The 22,715-nt window shown below is 73.1% G+C and carries 27 protein-coding genes; 23 read left to right on the top strand and 4 right to left on the bottom strand.

Annotation, left to right across the window (positions count from 1 at the left end):
• The first annotated feature begins 7 nt into the window (after nucleotides 1-7).
• From ACSU6L_RS27920 to ACSU6L_RS27935, 4 genes are all read left to right on the top strand, one after another.
• Nucleotides 8-1,225 (top strand): NYN domain-containing protein, encoded by a 1,218-nt coding sequence (locus tag ACSU6L_RS27920; RefSeq protein ID WP_437061158.1) that lies wholly within the window; start codon nucleotides 8-10, stop codon nucleotides 1,223-1,225.
• Nucleotides 1,226-1,385: 160 nt separating this feature from the next.
• Nucleotides 1,386-2,360 carry an ABC transporter ATP-binding protein gene (locus ACSU6L_RS27925; RefSeq protein ID WP_437065086.1) on the top strand — a complete coding sequence of 325 codons (975 nt, stop codon included), beginning with the start codon at nucleotides 1,386-1,388 and terminating at the stop codon, nucleotides 2,358-2,360.
• Nucleotides 2,361-2,424: 64 nt separating this feature from the next.
• Nucleotides 2,425-3,246, top strand: coding sequence for an ABC transporter permease (locus ACSU6L_RS27930; protein WP_437061160.1), 822 nt, complete (start codon nucleotides 2,425-2,427; stop codon nucleotides 3,244-3,246).
• A gap of 34 nt (nucleotides 3,247-3,280) precedes the next feature.
• Complete coding sequence (locus ACSU6L_RS27935) at nucleotides 3,281-3,970, top strand: AAA family ATPase (RefSeq protein WP_437061162.1); 690 nt, start codon at nucleotides 3,281-3,283, stop codon at nucleotides 3,968-3,970.
• A gap of 128 nt (nucleotides 3,971-4,098) precedes the next feature.
• Here ACSU6L_RS27935 and ybaK read toward each other — a convergent pair whose 3' ends face one another.
• From ybaK to ACSU6L_RS27950, 3 genes are all read right to left on the bottom strand, one after another.
• Nucleotides 4,099-4,599 carry a Cys-tRNA(Pro) deacylase gene (ybaK, locus tag ACSU6L_RS27940; protein WP_437061164.1) on the bottom strand — a complete coding sequence of 167 codons (501 nt, stop codon included), beginning with the start codon at nucleotides 4,597-4,599 and terminating at the stop codon, nucleotides 4,099-4,101.
• Between the two features lie 28 nt (nucleotides 4,600-4,627).
• Nucleotides 4,628-5,368, bottom strand: a complete 741-nt coding sequence (locus tag ACSU6L_RS27945; protein ID WP_073942822.1) for an LON peptidase substrate-binding domain-containing protein — start codon at nucleotides 5,366-5,368, stop codon at nucleotides 4,628-4,630.
• A gap of 81 nt (nucleotides 5,369-5,449) precedes the next feature.
• Nucleotides 5,450-7,033: an oxidoreductase gene (locus ACSU6L_RS27950; RefSeq protein ID WP_437061166.1), complete on the bottom strand. Its 1,584-nt coding sequence runs from the start codon at nucleotides 7,031-7,033 to the stop codon at nucleotides 5,450-5,452.
• A 178-nt stretch (nucleotides 7,034-7,211) separates the two neighbouring features.
• Here ACSU6L_RS27950 and hisD point away from each other — a divergent pair, with 178 nt between their 5' ends.
• From hisD to ACSU6L_RS28000, 10 genes are all read left to right on the top strand, one after another.
• The gene (gene hisD, locus ACSU6L_RS27955; protein WP_437061168.1) at nucleotides 7,212-8,537 is read left to right on the top strand and encodes a histidinol dehydrogenase; all 1,326 of its coding nucleotides are present in this window, start codon (nucleotides 7,212-7,214) and stop codon (nucleotides 8,535-8,537) included.
• The gene (locus ACSU6L_RS27960; protein WP_437061170.1) at nucleotides 8,534-9,640 is read left to right on the top strand and encodes a histidinol-phosphate transaminase; all 1,107 of its coding nucleotides are present in this window, start codon (nucleotides 8,534-8,536) and stop codon (nucleotides 9,638-9,640) included. Before hisD ends, ACSU6L_RS27960 begins: the two co-directional genes overlap by 4 nt.
• Complete coding sequence (gene hisB / locus ACSU6L_RS27965) at nucleotides 9,637-10,230, top strand: imidazoleglycerol-phosphate dehydratase HisB (RefSeq protein ID WP_073942818.1); 594 nt, start codon at nucleotides 9,637-9,639, stop codon at nucleotides 10,228-10,230. The genes ACSU6L_RS27960 and hisB overlap by 4 nt, the downstream gene beginning before the upstream one ends.
• An 88-nt stretch (nucleotides 10,231-10,318) precedes the next feature.
• Complete coding sequence (locus tag ACSU6L_RS27970; protein ID WP_198948566.1) at nucleotides 10,319-10,483, top strand: hypothetical protein; 165 nt, start codon at nucleotides 10,319-10,321, stop codon at nucleotides 10,481-10,483.
• The gene (hisH, locus tag ACSU6L_RS27975) at nucleotides 10,483-11,124 is read left to right on the top strand and encodes an imidazole glycerol phosphate synthase subunit HisH (protein ID WP_437061172.1); all 642 of its coding nucleotides are present in this window, start codon (nucleotides 10,483-10,485) and stop codon (nucleotides 11,122-11,124) included. Before ACSU6L_RS27970 ends, hisH begins: the two co-directional genes overlap by 1 nt.
• Before the next feature lie 4 nt (nucleotides 11,125-11,128).
• Nucleotides 11,129-11,854, top strand: a complete 726-nt coding sequence (gene priA, locus ACSU6L_RS27980; RefSeq protein ID WP_073942816.1) for a bifunctional 1-(5-phosphoribosyl)-5-((5-phosphoribosylamino)methylideneamino)imidazole-4-carboxamide isomerase/phosphoribosylanthranilate isomerase PriA — start codon at nucleotides 11,129-11,131, stop codon at nucleotides 11,852-11,854.
• Entirely contained in the window at nucleotides 11,851-12,255 is a 405-nt protein-coding gene (locus ACSU6L_RS27985) for a RidA family protein (protein ID WP_073942815.1), read from the top strand. The genes priA and ACSU6L_RS27985 overlap by 4 nt, the downstream gene beginning before the upstream one ends.
• Entirely contained in the window at nucleotides 12,252-13,007 is a 756-nt protein-coding gene (hisF, locus tag ACSU6L_RS27990) for an imidazole glycerol phosphate synthase subunit HisF (protein WP_437061175.1), read from the top strand. The genes ACSU6L_RS27985 and hisF overlap by 4 nt, the downstream gene beginning before the upstream one ends.
• A 134-nt stretch (nucleotides 13,008-13,141) precedes the next feature.
• Nucleotides 13,142-13,732 carry an ArsR/SmtB family transcription factor gene (locus tag ACSU6L_RS27995; protein ID WP_437061177.1) on the top strand — a complete coding sequence of 197 codons (591 nt, stop codon included), beginning with the start codon at nucleotides 13,142-13,144 and terminating at the stop codon, nucleotides 13,730-13,732.
• 14 nt (nucleotides 13,733-13,746) lie between these two features.
• Nucleotides 13,747-14,985, top strand: a complete 1,239-nt coding sequence (locus ACSU6L_RS28000) for an MFS transporter (protein ID WP_437061179.1) — start codon at nucleotides 13,747-13,749, stop codon at nucleotides 14,983-14,985.
• Nucleotides 14,986-14,989: 4 nt separating this feature from the next.
• Here the strand turns inward: ACSU6L_RS28000 and ACSU6L_RS28005 are convergent, their stop codons facing one another.
• Nucleotides 14,990-15,625: a TIGR03085 family metal-binding protein gene (locus tag ACSU6L_RS28005; protein WP_073942811.1), complete on the bottom strand. Its 636-nt coding sequence runs from the start codon at nucleotides 15,623-15,625 to the stop codon at nucleotides 14,990-14,992.
• A gap of 141 nt (nucleotides 15,626-15,766) precedes the next feature.
• On the opposite strand from ACSU6L_RS28005, the gene hisI reads away from it, so the two are divergent.
• The 9 genes from hisI to trpA all read left to right on the top strand — a co-directional run bounded on the left by hisI (nucleotide 15,767) and on the right by trpA (nucleotide 22,658).
• Nucleotides 15,767-16,153 (top strand): phosphoribosyl-AMP cyclohydrolase, encoded by a 387-nt coding sequence (gene hisI / locus ACSU6L_RS28010; RefSeq protein ID WP_107468710.1) that lies wholly within the window; start codon nucleotides 15,767-15,769, stop codon nucleotides 16,151-16,153.
• A gap of 11 nt (nucleotides 16,154-16,164) precedes the next feature.
• On the top strand, nucleotides 16,165-17,643 hold the full coding sequence (locus ACSU6L_RS28015; protein ID WP_437061181.1) for an anthranilate synthase component I: 1,479 nt from the start codon (nucleotides 16,165-16,167) through the stop codon (nucleotides 17,641-17,643).
• A 52-nt stretch (nucleotides 17,644-17,695) separates the two neighbouring features.
• On the top strand, nucleotides 17,696-18,346 hold the full coding sequence (locus tag ACSU6L_RS28020; protein WP_437061183.1) for a TIGR02234 family membrane protein: 651 nt from the start codon (nucleotides 17,696-17,698) through the stop codon (nucleotides 18,344-18,346).
• Nucleotides 18,347-18,509: 163 nt separating this feature from the next.
• A complete protein-coding gene (locus ACSU6L_RS28025) occupies nucleotides 18,510-18,794 on the top strand; it encodes an HGxxPAAW family protein (RefSeq protein WP_073942807.1) in 285 nt (94 codons plus the stop codon).
• Nucleotides 18,795-18,878: 84 nt separating this feature from the next.
• Nucleotides 18,879-19,310 carry a DUF2752 domain-containing protein gene (locus tag ACSU6L_RS28030; RefSeq protein ID WP_437061186.1) on the top strand — a complete coding sequence of 144 codons (432 nt, stop codon included), beginning with the start codon at nucleotides 18,879-18,881 and terminating at the stop codon, nucleotides 19,308-19,310.
• Nucleotides 19,311-19,448: 138 nt separating this feature from the next.
• Nucleotides 19,449-20,258, top strand: a complete 810-nt coding sequence (gene trpC / locus ACSU6L_RS28035) for an indole-3-glycerol phosphate synthase TrpC (RefSeq protein WP_073942805.1) — start codon at nucleotides 19,449-19,451, stop codon at nucleotides 20,256-20,258.
• Nucleotides 20,259-20,280: 22 nt separating this feature from the next.
• Nucleotides 20,281-20,493 (top strand): tryptophan biosynthesis modulator TrpM, encoded by a 213-nt coding sequence (trpM, locus tag ACSU6L_RS28040; protein ID WP_365512064.1) that lies wholly within the window; start codon nucleotides 20,281-20,283, stop codon nucleotides 20,491-20,493.
• 69 nt (nucleotides 20,494-20,562) lie between these two features.
• On the top strand, nucleotides 20,563-21,846 hold the full coding sequence (trpB, locus tag ACSU6L_RS28045; RefSeq protein ID WP_437061189.1) for a tryptophan synthase subunit beta: 1,284 nt from the start codon (nucleotides 20,563-20,565) through the stop codon (nucleotides 21,844-21,846).
• Nucleotides 21,843-22,658 (top strand): tryptophan synthase subunit alpha, encoded by an 816-nt coding sequence (gene trpA, locus ACSU6L_RS28050; protein WP_437061191.1) that lies wholly within the window; start codon nucleotides 21,843-21,845, stop codon nucleotides 22,656-22,658. The genes trpB and trpA overlap by 4 nt, the downstream gene beginning before the upstream one ends.
• Nucleotides 22,659-22,715: the final 57 nt, after the last annotated feature.

The following is a 22,715-nucleotide window of genomic DNA, read 5'->3' on the forward strand; positions in this document are numbered from 1 at the left end:
GAGTCGCGTGGACCGCTGCATCGTCCTGGTGGACGCCGGGTATCTGCTGGGGGCCGCCGCCAGCCTCCTCGCCGGAGAGCCGTCGAGGTCCCGGATCACCGTCGACCACACCGCCCTCATCCAGGGCCTGCGAGAACGAGCCGAGTCGGACACCCAGCAGCCGCTGCTGCGCATCTACTGGTTCGACGGCGCCCCCGACCGCGTCCCGCAACCCGAGCACCGCCGGCTGCGGGTGATGCCCCGGGTCACCGTCCGGCTGGGCGCGCTCACCCGCAGCGACGGCCGCTGGGCCCAGAAGGGCGTGGACGCCGCCATGCACGCCGAACTGACCGAACTCGCCCGCAACCGGGCCTGTTCGGACGTGGTGCTGGTGACCGGGGACGGCGATCTGCTGCCCGGCATGATGGCGGCCAAGGAGCACGGCGTCGCCGTCCACCTGTGGGCCGTGCAGGCCGCCGACGGCGACTACAACCAGTCCGAGGACCTGGTCGCCGAGGCCGACGAGCGGCGTGTGCTGGACCGCACGTGGATCACCAAGGCGGTACGCGCGAAGGAACTGGGCGGAGTCTGCGCGCCGCCGCCCGTGCCGCGCCCGGAGATCGCCGCGATCCTGTCCGCGCCGCTGCCCGAGTCGGCGCTCGGCGCGGCGGAACGCACCACCGAGGAACCCCCGCACCCGGCGCCCGCCGCCGCGCAGAACGGCGCGGAGGAGCGGGTGCCGGCGTCCAAGGGCGTGCCGACGCCGAAGGACCTGGCCGCGCTGCGCGCGCACGGCGCCCAGCCCGCGGACCGGCATCCCGCCACCGCGACCCTGCGCTGGTCCTCCGACAAGGGGTGGGTGGACCGGCCCGGCGTCACCACCGAGCCGCCCGAGGCCGTCTCCATGCCGACCCTCGCCCAGCTGACCACCGCCGAGCAGCGGTGGGCCGACCGGGAGGAGGACATCACCACCGTCGGCGGCGACCCGTACGAGGTCGGGCAGGTCTTCGCGAGGCGCTGGATCTCCCGGCTCGGCGACCACGGGCATCTGCAGCGGCTGTCCGGCATGTACCCGCGCATCCCGCACCGCATCGACGGCGAGCTGCTGCGCTACGCCGCCCGGTTCGGGCTGCTGGCCCACAAGGACGACCAGATCGACGAGCACGACCGGTACGCGATCCGGGCCGGGTTCTGGCGCGAGGTCGACGGCCGCACGGGCGTGGAACACGCGCCGGCGGGCGAGTAGCGGCGCCCGGGACGGCCCTGCGGAACGCGGCGGATTTATCGGTAACGGTGGTTTTTGGGCGCGGACGGCGCCCCGGGCTCGGCTGCCGGTCCGGCACCCCGTAGTCTCGTCCCTTGTGAGTACGCGCGCGGGACAGGCCTTCGGGGACAGCGATGAGGTCGTGTGCGCGGTGCGCGGACTGACCAAGACGTACCCCGCGACGCGGGGACGGCGCGGCACTCCGGGCACCCCCGAGGTGCGCGCCACCGACGACGTACGGCTGGACGTGCGGCGCGGTGAGATCTTCGGGCTGCTCGGACCGAACGGCGCCGGCAAGTCCACCCTCGTACGCCAGCTCACCGGCCTGATGCGGCCCGACAGCGGCCGCGTCGAGATCCTCGGCCACGACATCGTCCGTCACCCCGAGCGCGCCTCCCGCATCCTCGCCTACCTCGGCCAGGAGTCCACCGCCCTCGACGACCTGACCGTCTCCCTCGCCGCCGAGACCACCGGGCGGCTGCGCGGGCTGGACGTGCGCCGGGCGCGGGCCGAGCGGGACGCCGTCCTCGACGAACTCGGGCTCGCGCCGATCGCCGGGCGGCCGCTGCGCAAGCTGTCCGGCGGGCAGCGGCGGCTGGCCTGCTTCGCCGCCGCGCTGGTGGGGGAGCGGCCGCTGCTGGTGCTCGACGAGCCGACCACCGCGATGGACCCCGTGGCGCGCCGGGCGGTGTGGTCCGCCGTCGACCGGCGGCGCGCCGAGCGGGGCACCACCGTCGTCCTCGTCACCCACAACGTCATCGAGGCGGAGACCGTCCTCGACCGGGTCGCCGTGCTCGACGAGGGCCGGGTGATCGCCTGCGACACCCCCGCCGGGCTCAAGGAGCAGGTCGCCGGCGAGGTGCGGGTCGACCTGGTGTGGCGGGAGCGGGCACCGCTGGACGTGCCGGAGGTCGCCGCGCTCAAGGACCGGGCCGAGCAGGCCGGACGGCGCTGGACGCTCCGGCTGGCCCCCGAGGAGGCCCGCGCGGTCGTCTCCACCGTCACCGGCGGGGCGGCCTTCGCCGCGCTGGACGACTTCACGCTGACCACGCCGAGCCTGGAGGACGTGTACATGGCGCTCGGCGGGGCCGCGCGGCAGGGACTGGTGAAGGCATGAGCAGCCCGGCCACCGCGTCCGTACGGAACAGGGCCACCGCCGCAGGGAAGAGGAGCAGCACGACGTGAGTGTCGTACCCGCAGAGGTTCTGCCGGGCGGTGCCGTGGCCGGGGACGGGGCGGACCGTCCGGCCGCCGAGCTGGCGCCGCCGGCCCGGCTGTGGCCGGCGCTCGCCGCCGTGTACCGGGCCCAGCTGTCCCGGGCGCGGGTGGCGCGGATCCCGCTGCTGTTCGTGGCCACCTTCCAGTCCATCGGCATCATGATCATGATGCGGGGAGTGGTGGACGGCGGCGGCGAGGCGCACTCCGTCGTCGCCGGGTCCTCCGTCGTGGTCGTCGCCTTCGTCGCGCTGAACCTGCTCGCGCAGTACTTCGGGCAGCTGCGCGCCACCGGCGGGCTCGACCACTACGCCACCCTGCCGGTGCCGCCCGCGGCGGTGGTGCTCGGGGCGGCCGGGGCGTACGCCTCGTTCACCGTGCCCGGCACCTTCGTGACCGCCGTCTTCGGCTGCCTCCTCTTCGGGCTGCCGCTGACCCATCTGTGGATCCTCTTCGCCGTCGTCCCGCTCGCCGGAGCGGCACTCGCCGGGCTCGGCGCGGCATGCGGGCTGCTCGCGCCGCGGCCGGAGCTGGCCACCCTGCTCGGGCAGCTGGGCATGTCGGCGGCGCTGCTGCTCGGAGTGCTGCCGCCGGAGCGGATGCCGGAGATCATCCGGCTGGCGCGGGACCTGCTGCCGTCCACCTACGGGGTGGAGGCCTACGCGCGGACCTTCGCGGCCGACCCGGACTGGGCCGTCGTCGCGGTGGACCTCGCGGTGTGCGCGGGGGTCGGAGTGATCTCGCTGGCCGTCGCCACCTGGGCGTATCGGCGGGCCGCCGTCCGGTGACGCGCCCGGTGGACGGGCCTGGCACGATGTCAGGGTGACAGCACCGTTGACTCCGCCTCCGCCGCCGCACGAACACTCCTCGCACGGCCAGTGGCCGCCCTCGGGTGCCGTCGGCGCCGGGTACGGGGCAGTGGCGTACGGAGCCCACGGAGGGCAGGGACAGGACGGCCCCGGGATGAAGACCGAAGAAGTGCGGGACGCCGCGGTGATCACGGTGGCGGCGGCGCTCGCCGGGGTGCTGCTCGGGGTGCTGTGGAACTGGCTGGCGCCCCGGGTGCCGCTGGTCGGGGAAGTGATCGACGGCAGCTGGGTCGTGTACGTCAAGGACACCGAGGGCGAGCAGGCGGTCGGCGTCGACGGAACGTTCACCCTGCTGGCCTTGGCGTTCGGTGTGCTGACCGGCGTGGTGGTGTTCCTGCTGCGGCGGCGCGGCGGAGTGCCGCTGGTGCTGGCGCTGGGCGTCGGCGGACTGCTCGGATCGCTGGTGGCGTGGCGGGTCGGCGTGTGGCTCGGACCGTCACAGGACGTGCTGGCGCACGCGAAGGCGGCCGGGCGGGGGGTGACGTTCTCCGCGCCGGTGAAGCTGGGCGCGAAGGGGGTGCTGCTGACGTGGTCCTTCGCCGGGTTGCTGGTGCACCTCGGACTCACGGCGCTGTTCGGGCCCCGGGACCCGGAGGTGCCGTACGGGTACGGGCCGAAGGGGGCTGCCGCAGGGCAGGGCTGAGCTGGGCCCGGCGTTTTCGCTGGGGCGGAGTGTTGCGCGACCCGGCGCGACGGGGTGCCGCCCGCGCCCACCCTCCCCCAAGCTCTCGGCGGCGCGGCGAGGTGCCGGGGCTTGGCCTGGGGTAGGCGTCAGGTCCGGCCGATCGGGGCCACCACCGCGTCCGTGAGCTTTGTCAGGTCCGTGGGGGACAGTTCCACCTCCAGGCCACGGCGGCCGGCCGAGACGCAGATCGTGGTGTGGAACGAGGCCGACGCGTCCAGGACCGTCGGGAGCTTCTTGCGCTGGCCCAGGGGGGAGATGCCGCCCCGGACGTAGCCGGTGGTGCGTTCCGCGAGGGCGGGGTCGGCCATGGCCGCGCGCTTGCCGCCGACCGCTGCCGCGAGGGCCTTCAGGTCGAGCTGCCCCGCGACCGGCACCACCGCCACGGTGAGGCTGCCGTCGACGTCGGCGACCAGCGTCTTGAAGACCCGCTCGGGGGAGACGCCCATCGCCTCGGCCGCCTCCTCGCCGTACGACGGGTGGGAGGGGTCGTGGTCGTAGACGTGGACCGTGTACTCCACGCCCGCCGCCGTCAACGCCACCGTCGCCGGAGTGCCGCCGGACTGCTGCTTCTTCGACTTCTTCGCCATCCGGGCTTCCGCTCGTCCAGTTCCGTGGTCAGTTCAGGCTCGTGGGGCCGCGCGTCAGGTCCACCGCGGGCAGCGACGGCAGCGTACGGATGATCGCCGTCTCCGCGCGAAGGAGTTTCAGCTCGTCGCGCAGCCGGGACGCGGTGTCCGGCGCCTGGAGGAGCCGCTGCTTGGTCGGGATGTCCAGCATCATCGCGGCCGCGACCAGGTAGGACACCACCGACGGCTCGTCCGGCAGGTCCCCGCCGGTCGCCAGCGACCGCTCCCGCGCGCCCGCCAGCCGCTTCTGGTACTGCCGGAACGCCCGCAGCACGCCCTCGGCCAGCGCCCCCGCCTCGTCGCCAGGCTCCTCGGGCAGTTCCTCCAGCTCGGCCGTGAGGTACGGCCCCGACGCGTCCACCGACAGCAGCCGCACCCGGGTGGTCCCGGTCGCCAGCACCTCGAAGCCGCCGTCGGCCCGCTCCCGGATGGTCGCCGCGTCGGCGATGCAGCCGGTGCCGTGGAACGCCTTGACGGGGTCCGGGCCGAATCCGGCGGCGGGGCCGCGCTCCGGCAGGGAGGTCGGGTCGGGCATGCCCGGTGCGCTCGCGGCCACCTCGTGGCCGTCGCGGATCGCCACGACGGCGAACCGGCGCGGCTCGTCGTCGGGGGTCTTCAGCAGCGCACGCATCATGGCGCGATAGCGCTCCTCGAAGACGTTCAGCGGGAGAACGAGTCCCGGGAACAGCACCGAGTTGAGGGGGAAGAGCGGCAGCCGGACGGTGGTCACGACGCAAAAGCCTAATGGTCGCGGAGGGCGGCGTGTCCGTCCCGCCCACGGACCGGGCGGGCCGGGCCCTGTCCCGTCCGGTCAGTTCCGGCTCAGCAGCCGTGTCGCCCCGGCCGCGACCGTCGTCGCGAGGACCCAGCCCAGCAGGATCATCGCCGCGCCCAGCCACTGCCACCCGCCGCGCAGCTGCCAGCCGCCCGCGTGGCCGAGGTCGATGACGGGCAGCAGCAGGTCGAGGGCGAACAGGGCCGGGTTCCAGGGCGGTTTCGCGGCGCCGCCGCCGCCCGCCTCGGGCCGCCCGGCGTACGCGAAGGCGAGGGAGCCCGCCGCCCACAGCACCGCCATCCACACCGCGGCGCGGCCCGGCCGGTAGCCGTAGGCCACGGTCCAGTCCTGCGCGTAGCCCCAGAACTTGGCCGCGGGCGGCAGCGTCTCGCGCCGCCGCCGCTGCTTGGCGAGCAGCACCTCGCGGGCGTCCTCGTCCTCGCCGCCGGCCCGCAGCACGGAGGCGAGGCGTTCGTACGGGTCCGGGTTGTACTCGGCGGTGGCCGCGGCCACCCATTCCAGCCGCTCGGCGAGCGGGAAAGGCCCCTGCGGGACCAGGTTCTCGTAGGTGAAGCCAGGCATGTGCAGGCGGCCGGGGCCCGGCCAGCTGCTCGCCCGGTCGACGAGGTTGACGACCCGCGCGCCGGACAGCACCACCTTGCCGCGCTGCGGCCCGTCCCCGAGGAAGCGAAGTTCCGGCACCTGGACGCGGCGCAGGGACAGCTCCTGGTCGTCGTCGAGGACGAGGCGGGCGCCGTCGAAGTCGACCGCGTCGCCGAACCGGCCGTCGTCCAGCCGCAGCCCGCCCTGGCACTCGAACCGCTGGATCCGGGTCCCCTGCGCGGGCGTCCGGCCGCTCAGCTGGAGGCTGCCGACGCCCGCCGGGGTGAGGTACAGGGTCCGTTCGACGGTCAGCTGCGGCGCGTTCAGCGCGAGCCTGCCGTACGGGTTGCGCAGCCGCGCGCCGCGCAGGCTGAGCGACACGCCGACGGTGGCGCCGCGCAGGCTCAGCTCGCCGTGCGACTCCAGCAGCTCGGCCTGGAGGTCCTGGCCGACGTTCATGCCGTCCCCGGCGATGGAGCGGCCGCTGCGGTCGCGGTACACGATCGCCTGGTTGAGCAGCAGGTCGGTGCCGATGTGCGCGTCGGTGAGCCGCATCCCGCCGAGGAACCGGCTGCGCGGCAGGTGCAGGTCGCCCTCGGTGTGCACCCGGGCCGCCTCCAGCCGCGGCACCGAGCAGTTCACCAGGCGCACGGTGCTGAAGCGGGCCTCCGGCAGTCTGACCTCCCGCTCGAAGCGGCAGCCGGTCAGCTCGACGTACGGCACCACGGTCCCGCCGGACAGATCCATCGTGTCGCTGATCTGCACGCCGGACAGTTTCAGCGAGGACACCCGGCCGGCCAGCGCGGGCGGACCGTCCAGAAGCAGCCAGCACACGATGCGGGCCCGCACGGTCCGCTCCGGGCCCCACGGATGCCCGCCGTGCGGATCGTCGACGACGGCGTCACCGCTGGTGAGGTCGTAGACGGTGCCGTTGCGGAAGGCCTGCCACATGCCGGCCTCGGCGGCGGTCAGATCGTCCGGAACGTCCCCGGCCCGCAGGGCGGCCCCCTCGGTCACAGCTGTCACTCCCCTCCCGGATACTCACGGGTTCATCCCTTCGTACAGCTGTTCATGCCCGCTCTGTGACGGATGGAACACGGGAAGTGAGGGGAATCCTCCCGGTTCGCTGGACACTCTGTATCAGCCATTGATACGTGCGGACGGCCGCCGTCACCGGTCTGCGAGAATTGGGCCTGTGATCTCCCGAATCGATCTGCGCGGCGACGCCCTCCCGGAGGGTCCCGCCCTGCGCGACCTGCTGCCCCGAGCCGACTTCGACGTATCGGTCGCCCTTGAGAAGGTGCGTCCGATCTGCGAGGCCGTGCATCATCGTGGCGACGCGGCGCTGATCGACTTCGCCGAGAAGTTCGACGGCGTGAAGCTGGAGCGGGTCCGGGTGCCGGCCGAGGCGCTCACCCGTGCCCTCGACGAGCTGGACCCGGCCGTCCGCGCGGCCCTGGAGGAGTCCATCCGCCGCGCCCGGCTCGTCCACCGCGCGCAGCGCCGCTCCACCCACACCACCCAGGTGGTGCCCGGCGGCTCGGTCACCGAGAAGTGGGTGCCGGTGGAGCGCGTGGGGCTGTACGTGCCGGGCGGCCGCTCGGTCTACCCGTCCTCCGTGGTCATGAACGTCGTGCCCGCCCAGGAGGCCGGCGTCGGGTCCATCGCGCTCGCCTCACCGGCCCAGGCCGAGTTCGGCGGGCTGCCGCACCCGACGATCCTCGCCGCGTGCGCGCTGCTCGGCGTCGACGAGGTGTACGCCGCGGGCGGCGCCACCGCCGTCGCGATGTTCGCCTACGGCACCGAGTCCTGCGCGCCCGCCAACATGGTCACCGGCCCCGGCAACATCTGGGTCGCCGCCGCCAAGCGCTTCTTCACCGGCAAGATCGGCATCGACGCCGAGGCGGGCCCGACCGAGATCGCGATCCTCGCCGACGCCACGGCCGACCCGGCGCACGTCGCCGCCGACCTGATCAGCCAGGCCGAGCACGACCCGCTGGCGGCGGCCGTGCTGGTCACCGACTCGGTGGAGCTGGCCGACGCCGTGGAGCGGGAGCTGGAGCCGCAGGTCGCGGCCACCAAGCACGTCGACGACCGGATCGTCCCGGCCCTGAAGGGCAAGCAGTCCGCGATCGTGCTGGTCGACGGGGTCGACGAGGGCCTGCGGGTGGTCGACGCGTACGGCGCCGAGCACCTGGAGATCCAGACCGCCGACGCCGCGGCCGTGGCCGACCGGGTGAAGAACGCCGGCGCGATCTTCGTCGGCCCGTGGGCGCCCGTCTCCCTCGGCGACTACGCCGCCGGGTCCAACCACGTCCTGCCCACCGGCGGCTGCGCCTGCCACTCCTCGGGTCTGTCCGTGCAGTCCTTCCTGCGCGGCATCCACATCGTCGACTACACGAAGGACGCGCTGGCCGAGGTCGCGCACCACGTGGTGACGCTGGCGGAGGCGGAGGACCTGCCCGCGCACGGCGCGGCGATCAAGGCGAGGTTCGACTGGAAGGTTCCGCAGGGCAAGTGACTGGCATCGACGATCTCCCCGTCCGGGACGAACTGCGCGGCAAGTCCCCCTACGGCGCCCCGCAGCTGGACGTCCCCGTACGGCTGAACACCAACGAGAACCCCTACCCGCTGCCCGAGCCGCTGGTCGAGCGGATCGCCGAGCGGGTGCGCGAGGCGGCCCGCGGCCTCAACCGCTACCCGGACCGGGACGCGGTGGAGCTGCGCACCCGGCTCGCCGAGTACCTGGCGAAGACGTCCGGCCACGAGGTGGGCCCGGCCAACGTGTGGGCGGCCAACGGCTCCAACGAGGTCATCCAGCAGCTGCTGCAGACCTTCGGCGGACCGGGCCGTACGGCGATCGGCTTCGAGCCGTCGTACTCCATGCACGGCCTGATCGCGCGCGGCACCGGCACCGGCTGGATCTCCGGCCCGCGCAACGACGACTTCACCATCGACGTGGCGGCGGCCGAGAAGGCCATCGCCGAGAACCGGCCGGACGTCGTCTTCGTCACCACCCCCAACAACCCCACGGGCAACGCCGTCCCGCCCGAGACGGTGCTCGCGCTGTACGAGGCGGCGCAGGCCGCGAAGCCGTCGATCGTCGTGGTCGACGAGGCGTACGTCGAGTTCAGTCACGGCGACTCGCTGCTGCCGCTGCTCGACGGCCGCCCGCACCTGGTGATCTCCCGCACGATGTCGAAGGCGTTCGGCGCGGCCGGGCTGCGCCTCGGCTACCTCGCCGCGCACCCGGCGGTCGTGGACGCCGTCCAGCTGGTCCGGCTGCCCTACCACCTGTCGGCCGTCACCCAGGCCACCGCCCTCGCCGCCCTGGAGCACACCGACACCCTGCTCGGCTACGTCGAGCAGCTGAAGGCCGAGCGGGACCGGCTGGTCGCCGAGCTGCGCGCGATCGGCTACGAGGTGACGGAGTCCGACGCGAACTTCGTCCAGTTCGGCCGGTTCGCCGACGCCCACGAGGCCTGGCGGAGGATCCTCGACCGGGGCGTCCTGGTCCGGGACAACGGCGTACCGGGATGGCTGCGGGTCACCGCCGGCACCCCGGAGGAGAACGACGCGTTCCTCGACGCGGTCCGTGAAGTGAAGAAGGAGCAGAACACATGAGCCGCGTGGGACGCGTGGAGCGCACGACCAAGGAGACCTCCGTCGTCGTCGAGATAGACCTCGACGGCACCGGGAAGACCGACATCTCCACCGGTGTCGGCTTCTACGACCACATGCTCGACCAGCTCGGCCGGCACGGTCTGTTCGACCTCACCGTGAAGACCGAGGGCGACCTGCACATCGACTCCCACCACACCATCGAGGACACCGCCCTCGCGCTGGGCGCCGCCTTCAGGCAGGCCCTCGGCGACAAGGTGGGGATCTACCGCTTCGGCAACTGCACGGTCCCGCTGGACGAGTCCCTCGCCCAGGTCACCGTCGACCTGTCCGGCCGCCCGTACCTCGTGCACACCGAGCCCGAGAAGATGGCGCCGATGATCGGCGAGTACGACACCACGATGACCCGGCACATCCTGGAGTCCTTCGTCGCCCAGGCCCAGATCGCGCTGCACGTGCACGTGCCGTACGGGCGCAACGCGCACCACATCGTGGAGTGCCAGTTCAAGGCGCTCGCCCGCGCCCTGCGGTACGCCTCCGAGCGCGACCCGCGCGCGGTGGGCATCCTTCCCTCCACGAAGGGCGCCCTGTGAGCGACGCACGCGCGGCCGCCGGGCCGCAGACGACGACGATGGCCGCACCTCTGCGCCGCGCGGGCGGAGAAGAGAACGGAGAGACACTGTGAACGGGCTGTCGACCGTCCTGATCGTCGTCGGGCTGTTCCTGGTCGGCGGCATCATCTCCTTCGCCAAGCAGAAGATGCCCAGGAGCCTGATCGTGCTGCTCTCCATCGGCGCCGCGATGTGCCTCGTCGCGGGCGTCATGCGGCTGGAGGTGTGGAACTGATGAGCACCCCGAAGAAGGTCGTGGTCTTCGACTACGGCTTCGGCAACGTCCGCTCCGCCGAGCGCGCCCTCGCCCGCACCGGCGCCGACGTCGAGATCACCCGCGACTTCGACGCCGCCATGAATGCCGACGGCCTGCTGGTGCCGGGCGTCGGCGCCTTCGCCGCCTGCATGCAGGGGCTGCGCGCGGCGCGCGGCGACTGGATCATCGATCGCCGGCTGTCCGGCGGGCGGCCCGTGATGGGCATCTGCGTCGGCATGCAGATCCTCTTCGCGCGCGGCATCGAGCACGGAGTGGAGACCGACGGCCTCGACGAGTGGCCCGGCAGCGTCGAACCGCTCCAGGCCGACATCGTGCCCCACATGGGCTGGAACACCGTCGAGGCACCGGCCGGCTCCGAGCTGTTCGCCGGCCTGGACGCGGATGCCCGCTTCTACTTCGTGCACTCCTACGCCGTCCACGACTGGACCCTGGAGACCACCAACCCGGCGATGGCCGCACCGCTGGTCACCTGGTCCACGCACGGCAAGCCGTTCGTGGCCGCCGTGGAGAACGGCGCCCTGTGGGCCACGCAGTTCCACCCCGAGAAGTCCGGCGACGCCGGCGCGCAGCTGCTCACCAACTGGATCGGAACCCTGTAGAGACATGGCCAAGCTCGAACTGCTCCCCGCCGTCGACGTCCGCGACGGCCAGGCCGTCCGCCTCGTGCACGGCGAGTCCGGCACCGAGACCTCGTACGGCTCCCCCCTGGAGGCCGCCCTGGCCTGGCAGCGGGCGGGCGCCGAGTGGCTGCACCTGGTCGACCTGGACGCGGCCTTCGGCACCGGCGACAACCGTGAGCTGATCGCCGAGGTCGCGAAGGCGATGGACATCAAGGTGGAGCTGTCCGGCGGCATCCGCGACGACGCCACCCTGGCCGCCGCGCTCGCCACCGGCTGCACCCGCGTCAACCTCGGCACGGCCGCGCTGGAGACCCCGGAGTGGGTCGCCAAGGTCATCGCCGAGCACGGCGACAAGATCGCGGTGGGCCTGGACGTGCGGGGCACGACCCTGCGCGGCCGCGGCTGGACCCGCGACGGCGGCGACCTCTACGAGACGCTGGACCGTCTCGACAAGGAGGGCTGCGCGCGGTACGTGGTCACGGACATCGCCAAGGACGGCACCCTCCAGGGCCCCAACCTGGAGCTGCTGAAGAACGTCTGCGCGGCCACGGACCGCCCGGTCGTGGCGTCCGGCGGCGTGTCGTCCCTGGACGACCTGCGCGCGCTGTCCGGTCTTGTGCCCCTCGGTGTCGAGGGCGCCATCGTCGGAAAGGCCCTGTACGCCAAGGCGTTCACCCTCGAAGAGGCCCTGGAGACGGTGTCGTCATGACGTCCGGAGCCGTACGGCGCGTGCAGAGCGGAAGCCCCTGGGAGGACTCCTTCGGCTTCGCACGCGCCGTCGCGGCGGGCGACCGTGTGCTGGTGGGGGGCACCACGTCCTTCAAGGGGCGGGTGCTGTACGGCGAGGGCGACCCCTACGAACAGGCCAAGGTGGCCTTCACCAGCGCGATCGAGGCGATCGGCGAGTTCGGACTCGGGGTCGGGTCGGTGATCCGCACCCGGATGTACCTGACCCACGTCCGGGACGTGGACGAGGTGGGCCGGGCCCACAAGGAGATCTTCGACGCGGTGCGGCCGGTGTCCACCCTCCTGGTCGTGGAGGGCTTCGTGGACCCGCGCATCCTGGTCGAAGTCGAAGTAGAAGCATTCAGAGGAGCCGAGCAGTCATGACCCTGGCGGTCCGAGTCATCCCCTGCCTGGACGTGGACAACGGCCGGGTCGTCAAGGGCGTCAACTTCCAGAACCTGCGCGACGCGGGCGACCCCGTCGAGATGGCGAAGGTGTACGACGCCGAGGGCGCCGACGAGCTGACGTTCCTGGACATCACCGCCTCGTCCGGCAACCGCGAGACGACCTACGACGTCGTCCGCCGCACCGCCGAGCAGGTGTTCATCCCGCTGACGGTGGGCGGCGGCGTGCGCACGGCCGACGACGTGGACAAGCTGCTGCGCGCGGGCGCGGACAAGGTCGGCGTCAACACGGCCGCGATCGCCCGCCCCGACCTGATCCGCGAGATCGCCGAGCGCTTCGGCCGACAGGTCCTGGTCCTGTCAGTGGACGCCCGCCGCACGCAGGACGGCTCCTTCGAGGTCACCACCCACGGCGGCCGCAAGGGCACCGGCATCGACGCCGTCGAGTGGGCCCACCGGGCCGCCGAGCTGGGCGCCGGCGAGATCCTGTTGAACTCCATGGACGCGGACGGCACCAAGGACGGCTACGACCTGGAGATGATCCGCGCCGTCCGCAAGCACGTCACCGTCCCCGTGATCGCCTCCGGCGGAGCCGGCAAGCTCACCGACTTCCCCCCGGCGATCACCGCCGGCGCGGACGCGGTCCTGGCCGCCTCGGTCTTCCACTTCGGCGACCTGCGCATCGGCCAGGTGAAGGAGACGCTGCGGGAGGCCGGGCACGCGGTCAGGTGACCTCGGCCCGAGCCGCCCGCTCGTAGAGTCCTTGAGCCCCGGTCGTTCGGCCGGGGCTCTTTCGCGAGCAGATGCGAAGGGGAACTTGCGCAATACTTATTGTGCAAGTTTTCTTTCCTGGCTACCGTGCACGCATGGCAGACAAGGAGAGAGACCGTCGGATCACCGACCTCGGCACCCTCAAGGCGCTCGCCCACCCGCTGCGGATGAACCTCTACCGAGGGCTGCTCGTGGCACGCACCGCCACCGCCTCCCAGCTGGCCGAACAGGTCGACGAGGCGGTGTCGCTCGTCAGCTACCACCTGCGGAAACTGGCCGAGCACGGCCTGATCGAGGAGGCCGAACCGCAGAGCGAGGACGGGCGGGAGCGCTGGTGGCAGCCCGCCTCCGACGGCGTGAGCATCCGCGACGAGGACTTCCGGGACGCCCCGGAGAAGGCCGCCGCGCACACCGCGGCCAGCCGGCTCTTCGCCGACCAGCGCATGGCCATGTACCGCCGCTACCTCGACGAGCGGGCGCACTGGGGCCCCGAGTGGAACACCTCCGCGGACTCCGCCGAGTCCGTGCTGCGCCTCACCGCCGCCGAACTGGCCGAGTTCAACGCCGAACTGCTCGCCCTGGCCCGCAAGTACGAGGAACGCGGCCGGGCCGCCGAGGCGGCGGGGGAGAGCACGGGACGCGAGAACGTCGCGGTGCACACGTACACGTTCCCGTTCCGCGTCTGACCGGGGGTTTCCACATGACGACGACCCGCTTACCGGCGGCGGCGGACATCGCCGGACCCGCCCACCGCGACCCCGACGTCCTGCGCTGGCTCGGCGCGTACGCCTCCTCGGCGATCGGCGACAACGTCTACTACATCGCCCTGTCCTGGGCGGCCGTCCGCGCCGGCACCCCCGCCCAGGCAGGGCTGGTGATGTCGCTCAGCGCCGTACCCCGGGCACTGCTGATGCTCGGCGGGGGAGTGATCGCCGACCGGTTCGGGCCGCGCCGGGTCGTCATCGGCAGCGACGCCGTGCGCTGCGCGGCCGTGCTCGCGGTGGCTCTGCTGCTGTTCGCCGCCGACCCCGGCCTGTGGCCGCTGACGCTGCTCGCCCTGCTCTTCGGCGCCGTCGACGCCGTCTTCATGCCCGCGGTGGGCGCCCTCCCCGCCCGGATCACCCGTCGGGACCAGCTCGCCCGGGTGCAGGGCATGCGCGGCCTGGTCGTCAAGCTCGCCCATGTGGTGGGCGCCCCCCTGGGCGGTCTCGGTGTGGCGCTCGGCGGTGCCGCCACGGCCTTCGGGATCGCCGGACTGCTCATCGCGGTCTCGGTGCCGCTGCTGGTCTCGGTGCGGGTGGGCGAGCTGCCGCCCGACGACCGGGACACCCGGCCCGGCGCCTGGCAAGACCTGCGCGCGGGGCTGCGGTACATCCGGCGGCACCGGGTGCTCGGGCCGCTCCTCCTGGTCGTCGCCCTCGGTGACCTCGGGTTCGTGGGGCCGCTCAACGTGGGCCTGACGCTGCTCGCCGACCGGCGCGGCTGGGGCGCCTCCGGTGTCGGCTGGGTGCTCGCCGGGTTCGGGATCGGCGCCGGGGCCGCCTCCCTGCTGCTCGCGGTCCGGGGCCGGATACCGCGCGCCGGGCTGGTGCTGTCGGTCACCGTGGTCGGCGGCGCCGGCGCCATCACGGCGCTCGCCCACGCCCCGTCGGTTCCGGCCGCCGTCGCCGCGGCCGTGGTGATCGGCCTGCTGGCCGGGCTCAGCGGCGCCCTGTGCGGGGCGCTGCTGCAGACCGAGTCCGACCCCGCCTGCCTGGGCCGGGTCACCGCCGCGTCCAACCTGGTCAGCCTGGGTGTCGCGCCGCTCACCATGCCGCTGGTCGGCGCCGCGATCGGCGTGTGGGGCACCGGCCCGGTGTTCACGGCCTGTGCGGCCGTCTGCGCGATGGCGGGTGTCGTCGGCCTCGGGTCGTCCGCGGTGCGCCGCGCGGAACTCTGAGGCCTCAGATGCCCAGCTGCTTGCTGTCGTGCAGGCGGTCGATCGCGTCCGCGTCGCCGTCCAGGTCCACCTTGGCGGCGCGCTGGCGGCCGTAGAGGAAGAGGAGGAGTTCGGAGGGCTCGCCCGTCACCGTCACCACCGGGGTGCCGCGGTGGGCGACCACCGTCTGGCCGTCGGGGCGGCGCAGGACCAGACCCGTGGGGACGGAGCGGCCCATGAGGCGGGCGGTGCGTTCCAGACGGGACCACAGGGCGTCCTGGAAGACGGGGTCGAGGACGCGGGCGGACCAGTCGGACTGGGCGCGGCGGACGTCCTCGGTGTGGACGTAGAACTCGACGGTGTTCGACATCTCGTCGATCTGCTTGAGCGCGAAGGGGGAGAAGCGCGGCGGGCCGGTGCGGATGAGCTGGATCAGCTCCTCGTACGGCTTCGCCGTGAACTCGTCCATCACCCTGTCCAGGCGTGGCGCGAGCTGCTTGATCAGGATGCCGGTGGCGGCGTCCGGGCGGCGCTCCCGCACCACCACGTGCGCGGCCAGCTCACGGGTCTGCCAGCCCTCGCACAGGGTGGGGGCCTCCGGGCCCAGAGCTTCCAAGAGGTCGGCGAGCAGGAGCCGTTCACGCTTGGCAAAGGTCGACATGCGGTTCAGCCTACGACCGCCCGGAGAAGTCCGCCCACCCGTCACCCGGCCACCACCCCTCGACTAGGCGCTGCGCGCCGCCTTGCTCAACCAGTGGACGCCGGGCCGAGACTGTCTGTGGGGCGCGGCACAATGGCACCCATGACCAGCACGCCGCCGCCCAGCAGCCTCGACCCGGAGATCGCCGCGCGCCTCAAGCGCAGCGCGGACGGGCTCCTGCCCGCCATCGCCCAGCAGTACGACACCGGTGAGGTGCTCATGCTCGGCTGGATGGACGACGAGGCGCTGCACCGCACGCTCACCACCGGCCGCTGCACCTACTGGTCGCGCAGCCGCCAGGAGTACTGGGTGAAGGGGGACACCTCCGGCCACTTCCAGTGGGTGAAGTCCGTCGCCCTGGACTGCGACGCGGACACCGTGCTGGTCAAGGTCGACCAGGTGGGCGCCGCCTGCCACACCGGCGCGCGCACCTGCTTCGACGAGGACGTGCTGCTCAAGGACGCCGGCGTGCCGGCGCCGGGTCAGTGAGGTCGGCGGCCATGGACATCGAGACGTTCCGCAAGCTCGCCACCGACCGCCGGGTCATCCCCGTCACCCGCAAGCTGCTCGCCGACGGCGACACCCCGGTCGCGCTCTACCGCAAGCTGGCCGCCGAGCGCCCCGGCACCTTCCTCCTGGAGTCCGCGGAGAACGGCCGCTCCTGGTCCCGCTACTCCTTCGTGGGCGTCCGCTCCGCGGCGACCCTCACCGCGCGCGACGGGCAGGCCCACTGGCTGGGCACGCCGCCCGTCGGCGTCCCCGTCGACGGCGATCCGCTCGCCGCGCTGCGCGCCACCATCGAGGCGCTGCACACCCCCCACCAGGAAGGCCTGCCGCCCTTCACCGGCGGCATGGTCGGCTACCTGGGGTACGACATCGTGCGCCGACTGGAGAAGATCGGCCCCGGCGAGCGGGACGACCTGCGGCTCCCCGAGCTGACCATGCTCCTCACCAGCGACCTCGCGGTGATGGACCACTGGGAGGGCTCCGTCCTGCTGATCGCCAACGCGATCAACCACAACGACCTGGACACCGGCGTCGACGAGGCCTACGCGGACGCGATCGCCCGCCTCGACGCCATGGAGGCCGACCTGTCCCGCGCGGTCGCCCAGCCGCCCGCCGTCCTCCCGCCCTCCGAGCTGCCCGAGTACACCGCGCGGTGGGGCGGACCCGAGTTCCGGACGGCCGTCGAGGACATCAAGGAGCGCATCCGCGCGGGCGAGGCCTTCCAGGTCGTCCCCTCGCAGCGCTTCGAGACGCCGTGCACGGCGAGCGCGCTGGACGTGTACCGGGTGCTGCGGGCCACCAACCCGTCGCCGTACATGTACCTGTTCCGCTTCGACGGGTTCGACGTCGTCGGCTCGTCCCCCGAGGCGCTGGTCAAGGTCGAGGACGGGCGGGCCATGGTCCACCCCATCGCCGGCACCCGCTGGCGCGGCGCCACCCCGCAGGAGGACCAGGCCCTCGCCGACGAACTCCTCGCCGACCCCAAGGAGCGCGCCGAGCACCTGATGCTCGTCGACCTGGGCCGGAACGACCTGGGGCGGGTCTGCGAGCCGGGCTCGGTCGAGGTCGTCGACTTCATGTCCGTCGAGCGGTACTCGCACGTCATGCACATCGTCTCCACGGTCACCGGCAAGGTCGCCGCCGGCCGCACCGCGTTCGACGTGCTCACCGCCTGCTTCCCGGCGGGCACCCTCTCCGGCGCCCCGAAGCCGCGCGCGATGCAGATCATCGACGAACTGGAGCCGTCGAGGCGCGGCCTGTACGGCGGCTGTGTCGGCTACCTCGACTTCGCGGGCGACTCCGACACCGCCATCGCCATCCGCACCGCCCTGCTGCGCGACGGCACCGCCTATGTGCAGGCGGGCGCCGGCATCGTCGCCGACTCCGACCCGGTCGCCGAGGACACCGAGTGCCGCAACAAGGCCGCCGCGGTCCTCAGGGCCGTCCACACGGCCAACCGGCTCGGCGAGTAGGGCGCTTATCACGTGAACCCCGGGTGACGGTTCGCCCGGGGTTCAGGCGATAGTGGAGTACGTGACTGCCGTACCTCACCCCCGTACCGAAGCCGCACGACCCGCGCGGGCCGGACGCCGGAGTCTCGCCATCGCCCTGCTGTGCGGCGCGCTCGGCGCGGCCGTGACACTGCTGGCCACCCGCCAGCAGTGGTCGGAGGGCACCGCGACGGTGGCCGGCGGCGCCTTCCCCCTGACCGCCAAGGGCAGCGACGTCACCGGCGTCCCCGCGGCCCTGGCCATAGTGGGCCTGGCCGCGCTCGTCGCCGTCTTCGCCGTCCGCCGGGCGGGCCGGCTGCTGGTCGCGGCGCTGCTCGCGCTCTGCGGCATCGGCACCGTCGTCTCCGCCGTGCTCGGCGCCTCGGACAGCTCCGCGCTCGACGAGCAGGCCGCCCGCGTCTCCGGCGACACCTCCGCCACCGTGCACGCGCTCAGCCACTCCGCGTGGCCGTACGTCGCGGCCGTCGGCGGCGCCCTGATCCTGCTGGCCGGACTGCTCGCCCTGCGCTACGGCCGGCTGTGGCCCGCGATGTCCGGCCGCTACGAGCGCTCCGGCACCCCCCGCCCCCGCCGCGCCGCGCCGGCCGTCGACCCGGACCGGCCCGAGGACCTGTGGAAGGCCCTGGACCGCGGCGAGGACCCGACCGGCACCGGACCGGCCTGACCGGCCTGACGTCCGGCGGGCGCCGACGCCCCGGACCGGCGCCCGGATGTGGCGAAACAGACGCGACGCCGGGGCCACCCCCGCGCATGGCACGCGCACGCGTACGGGACAATGGACGACGAGCGCGAGGCTCACACACGCACACGGCTACGAGGAGCAAGCAATGGCGGACAGCAGCCACGGGCACGGTCACACCCCGGCCGCCTGGACCGGTGTCATCATCGCCTTCATCGGTTTCACCGTCGCGGGTGCCTTCATGGTGATGGCCAACCCGATGGGCTTCTGGGGCGGCATGGCCATCGTGCTCCTCGGCGGTGTCGTGGGCGGCGTGATGCGCACGATGGGCCTGGGCATGCCGAAGTCGCAGCCCCTGAAGATGGTCCAGGGCGCCACCACGGTGAAGCCGGCCGCCACCGCGACCCGCGAGCCCGTCGCCGCCGAGAGCTGACCGGCGCGACACAGCACGGCGTACTTCGTCGAGGGGCGGCCCACGAGCCGCCCCTCACGCGTGTCCGGGGCCCCGCGAGGCACAATGCGAGACGTGAGCGCCGACACCCCCAGAACGACACCGGCCGCGGGCCGGCTGGCCGTGCCCGCCGGAGTGCTGGCGGCCGTCGCCGGGGCCTTCGCGTACGTCGGGGCCGTGGACCCCAACGAACCCGGCCACTACCCGGTCTGCCCGCTGCTGCGCCTCACCGGCCTGTACTGCCCCGGCTGCGGCGGGCTGCGCAGCGCGCACGCCGTCGTCCACGGCGACCTCGCGGCGGCGCTCCAGGCGAACGCGGTGGCGGTCGCCGGTTACGCGCTGTTCGCCGTGGCGTGGACCGTCTGGGTGGTCCGCGCGGCGCGCGGCCGGCCGCTGCGGCTCGACCTGCGGTCCGCGCACCTGTGGGCCGTCGGCGCGTTGGTGCTGGTCTTCACGGTTGTCCGGAACCTGCCGTTCGGTGGCTGGCTGCATCCTTGATCATCGGACGGGTGTCCAGGTACTGGGACCGGCGTCAACCGGATGCGGGGCCTTCGCCCCATCCCGGATACCATCGCTATGACCATAGGTTTCGACCGACCGCTGTGACAGTCAGCCGACTGGAAGGGGGCCGCTCGCGTGAGTGTGCTCGACGAGATCATCGACGGAGTCCGTGCCGACCTCGCGGAGCGGCAGGCGCGCGTCAGCCTCGACGAGCTCAAGGAGCGCGCGGCGAAGGCGCCCGCCGCCAAGGACGGGGTCGCCGCGCTCAAGGGCGACGGCGTCAAGGTGATCTGCGAGGTCAAGCGTTCCAGCCCGTCCAAGGGCGCGCTGGCCGCGATCGCCGACCCCGCGGGCCTCGCCGCGGACTACGAGGCGGGCGGCGCGGCCGTCATCTCCGTCCTCACCGAACAGCGCCGCTTCGGCGGCTCGCTCGCCGACCTCGAGGCGGTCCGCGCGCGCGTCGACATCCCGGTGCTGCGCAAGGACTTCATCGTCACCTCGTACCAGCTGTGGGAGGCCCGCGCGTACGGCGCCGACCTCGCGCTGCTGATCGTCGCCGCCCTCGACCAGTCCGCGCTGGAGTCGCTGATCGAGCGTGCCGTCTCCATCGGCCTCACCCCGCTCGTCGAGGTCCACGACGAGGAGGAGGTCGACCGCGCGGTGGACGCCGGCGCCAAGGTCATCGGTGTCAACGCGCGCAACCTCAAGACGCTGGAGGTCGACCGCGGCACCTTCGAGCGGGTGGCCCCGGAGATCCCGGACCACATCGTCAAGGTCGCCGAGTCCGGTGTACGCGGCCCGCACGACCTCATCGCCTACGCCAACGCCGGAGCCGACGCCGTCCTGGTCGGCGAGTCCCTCGTCACGGGCAAGGACCCGAAGGCGGCCGTCGCCGACCTGGTGGCCGCGGGCGAGCACCCCGCACTGCGCCACGGCCGGGGCTGATCCTTCGCTAGGCTGACCGACGATGACTCCTCCGATCACCGAGACCGCCAGGGACCCGTACGCCCGCCTCGCGCGCGGCTGCCGGCCCCGTGGCTGCCGTGCCCCCGCCCGCCGGGTGCACGGCCGCCGGGTGCGGTACGTCATCGGTGACGAACCGGGGCAGGTGAACGGCCGCCGATGGCAGCAGGGCTTTCAGGGGCGCGGGGAACTGCGCGAAAAGCCACAGACGACCTGAGGCCACACGACAAGCCCCGCCCCCACGGCGAACAGTGACTCTTCACCACACCCACCGTGAGGCTCAAGCATGCCCAGCAACTTCTTCATCCCCGACCCGGAGGGCCAGGTCCCGAGCGCGGACGGCTACTTCGGCGCGTTCGGCGGCAAGTTCATCCCGGAAGCCCTCGTCGCGGCGGTCGACGAGGTGGCCGTGGAGTTCGACAAGGCCAAGAACGACCCCGAGTTCGCCCGCGAACTCGACGACCTGCTCGTCAACTACACCGGCCGTCCCAGCGCCCTGACCGAGGTGCCGCGGTTCGCCGAGCACGCCGGCGGCGCCCGGATCTTCCTCAAGCGCGAGGATCTGAACCACACCGGCTCCCACAAGATCAACAACGTGCTCGGCCAGGCCCTGCTCACCAAGCGCATGGGCAAGACCCGCGTCATCGCCGAGACCGGCGCCGGCCAGCACGGCGTGGCCACCGCCACCGCCTGCGCCCTGTTCGGCCTCGACTGCACCATCTACATGGGCGAGATCGACACCCGGCGCCAGGCCCTCAACGTGGCCCGGATGCGGATGCTCGGCGCCGAGGTCATCGCCGTGAAGTCCGGCAGCCGCACCCTGAAGGACGCCATCAACGAGGCGTTCCGCGACTGGGTCGCCAACGTCGACCACACCCACTACCTGTTCGGCACGGTCGCCGGCCCCCACCCCTTCCCGGCCATGGTCCGCGACTTCCACCGCGTCATCGGCGTCGAGGCCCGCCGCCAGCTCCTGGAGCGCGCCGGACGCCTGCCGGACGCCGCCATCGCCTGCGTCGGCGGCGGCTCCAACGCGATCGGCCTGTTCCACGCGTTCATCCCGGACGAGGGCGTCCGCCTCATCGGCTGCGAGCCCGCCGGGCACGGCGTCGAGACCGGCGAGCACGCGGCGACCCTGACCGCCGGCGAGCCCGGCATCCTGCACGGCTCCCGCTCCTACGTCCTCCAGGACGACGAGGGCCAGATCACCGAGCCGTACTCCATCTCGGCCGGCCTGGACTACCCGGGCATCGGCCCCGAGCACTCGTACCTCAAGGACAGCGGCCGCGGCGAGTACCGCGCGGTCACCGACGACGCGGCCATGCAGGCACTGCGCCTGCTGTCCCGCACCGAGGGCATCATCCCCGCCATCGAGAGCGCCCACGCCCTGGCCGGGGCCCTGGAGGTCGGCCGGGAACTGGGCGAGGACGGGCTGATCGTGGTCAACCTGTCCGGCCGCGGCGACAAGGACATGGACACCGCCGCGCGTTACTTCGGCCTGTACGACACCGACGCCGAGGTCGCGGCCGACGCCGCCGACGTCGCCGAGATCGAGGGGGACGCCAAGTGAGCGGGAACGTCCAGCTGCTGACCGACACGCTCGCCGCGGCGAAGGCCGAGGGCCGCGCCGCCCTCATCGCCTACCTCCCGGCCGGGTTCCCGACCGTGGACGGCGGCATCGAGGCGATCAAGGCCGTCCTCGACGGCGGCGCCGACGTCGTGGAGGTCGGTCTGCCGCACAGCGACCCCGTCCTCGACGGCCCGGTCATCCAGACCGCCGACGACATCGCCCTGCGCGGCGGAGTGAGGATCGCCGACGTGATGCGGACCGTCCGGGAGGCCCACCAGGCCACCGGCAAGCCGATCCTCGTCATGACGTACTGGAACCCCATCGACCGCTACGGCGTCGAGCGGTTCACCGCCGAACTGGCCGAGGCGGGCGGCGCGGGCTGCATCCTGCCCGACCTGCCCGTGCAGGAGTCCGCCCTGTGGCGGGAGCACGCCGAGAAGCACGGCCTCGCGACCGTCTTCGTGGTGGCGCCCAGCAGCAAGGACAAGCGGCTCGCCGAGATCACCGCGGCGGGCAGCGGTTTCGTCTACGCCGCCTCGCTGATGGGCGTCACGGGCACCCGCGAGTCGGTCGGCACGCAGGCGCGGAACCTGGTGGAGCGCACCCGCGCCACCACCGAGCTGCCGGTCTGCGTCGGCCTCGGTGTCTCCAACGCCGCGCAGGCCGCCGAGGTGGCCGGCTTCGCCGACGGCGTGATCGTCGGCTCGGCGTTCGTCAAGCGGATGCTGGACGCCCCGGACGACGCGGCCGGCGTGGAGGCCGTCCGCGCGCTCGCCGGTGAGCTCGCGCGGGGCGTGCGCCGACAGGCGTGACGGTCACGCGGGTGACTCGCCGGGAGTAACAGAGCGATCTTCGTACGGGTCGCTCGA

It is taken from the genome of Streptomyces sp. enrichment culture (genome assembly GCF_964272855.1).
Classification (GTDB): Bacteria; Actinomycetota; Actinomycetes; order Streptomycetales; family Streptomycetaceae; genus Streptomyces.

Coding starts and splice junctions, on each gene's coding strand:
- ybaK (WP_437061164.1), bottom strand. CDS start 4,599: ATGGCGAAGAAGTCGAAGAAGCAGCAGTCCGGCGGCACTCCGGCGACG.
- hisB (WP_073942818.1), top strand. CDS start 9,637: ATGAGCCGCGTGGGACGCGTGGAGCGCACGACCAAGGAGACCTCCGTC.
- hisH (WP_437061172.1), top strand. CDS start 10,483: ATGAGCACCCCGAAGAAGGTCGTGGTCTTCGACTACGGCTTCGGCAAC.
- priA (WP_073942816.1), top strand. CDS start 11,129: ATGGCCAAGCTCGAACTGCTCCCCGCCGTCGACGTCCGCGACGGCCAG.
- ACSU6L_RS27985 (WP_073942815.1), top strand. CDS start 11,851: ATGACGTCCGGAGCCGTACGGCGCGTGCAGAGCGGAAGCCCCTGGGAG.
- hisF (WP_437061175.1), top strand. CDS start 12,252: ATGACCCTGGCGGTCCGAGTCATCCCCTGCCTGGACGTGGACAACGGC.
- ACSU6L_RS27995 (WP_437061177.1), top strand. CDS start 13,142: ATGGCAGACAAGGAGAGAGACCGTCGGATCACCGACCTCGGCACCCTC.
- ACSU6L_RS28000 (WP_437061179.1), top strand. CDS start 13,747: ATGACGACGACCCGCTTACCGGCGGCGGCGGACATCGCCGGACCCGCC.
- ACSU6L_RS28005 (WP_073942811.1), bottom strand. CDS start 15,625: ATGTCGACCTTTGCCAAGCGTGAACGGCTCCTGCTCGCCGACCTCTTG.
- hisI (WP_107468710.1), top strand. CDS start 15,767: ATGACCAGCACGCCGCCGCCCAGCAGCCTCGACCCGGAGATCGCCGCG.
- ACSU6L_RS28015 (WP_437061181.1), top strand. CDS start 16,165: ATGGACATCGAGACGTTCCGCAAGCTCGCCACCGACCGCCGGGTCATC.
- ACSU6L_RS28025 (WP_073942807.1), top strand. CDS start 18,510: ATGGCGGACAGCAGCCACGGGCACGGTCACACCCCGGCCGCCTGGACC.
- ACSU6L_RS28030 (WP_437061186.1), top strand. CDS start 18,879: ATGCGAGACGTGAGCGCCGACACCCCCAGAACGACACCGGCCGCGGGC.
- trpM (WP_365512064.1), top strand. CDS start 20,281: ATGACTCCTCCGATCACCGAGACCGCCAGGGACCCGTACGCCCGCCTC.
- trpB (WP_437061189.1), top strand. CDS start 20,563: ATGCCCAGCAACTTCTTCATCCCCGACCCGGAGGGCCAGGTCCCGAGC.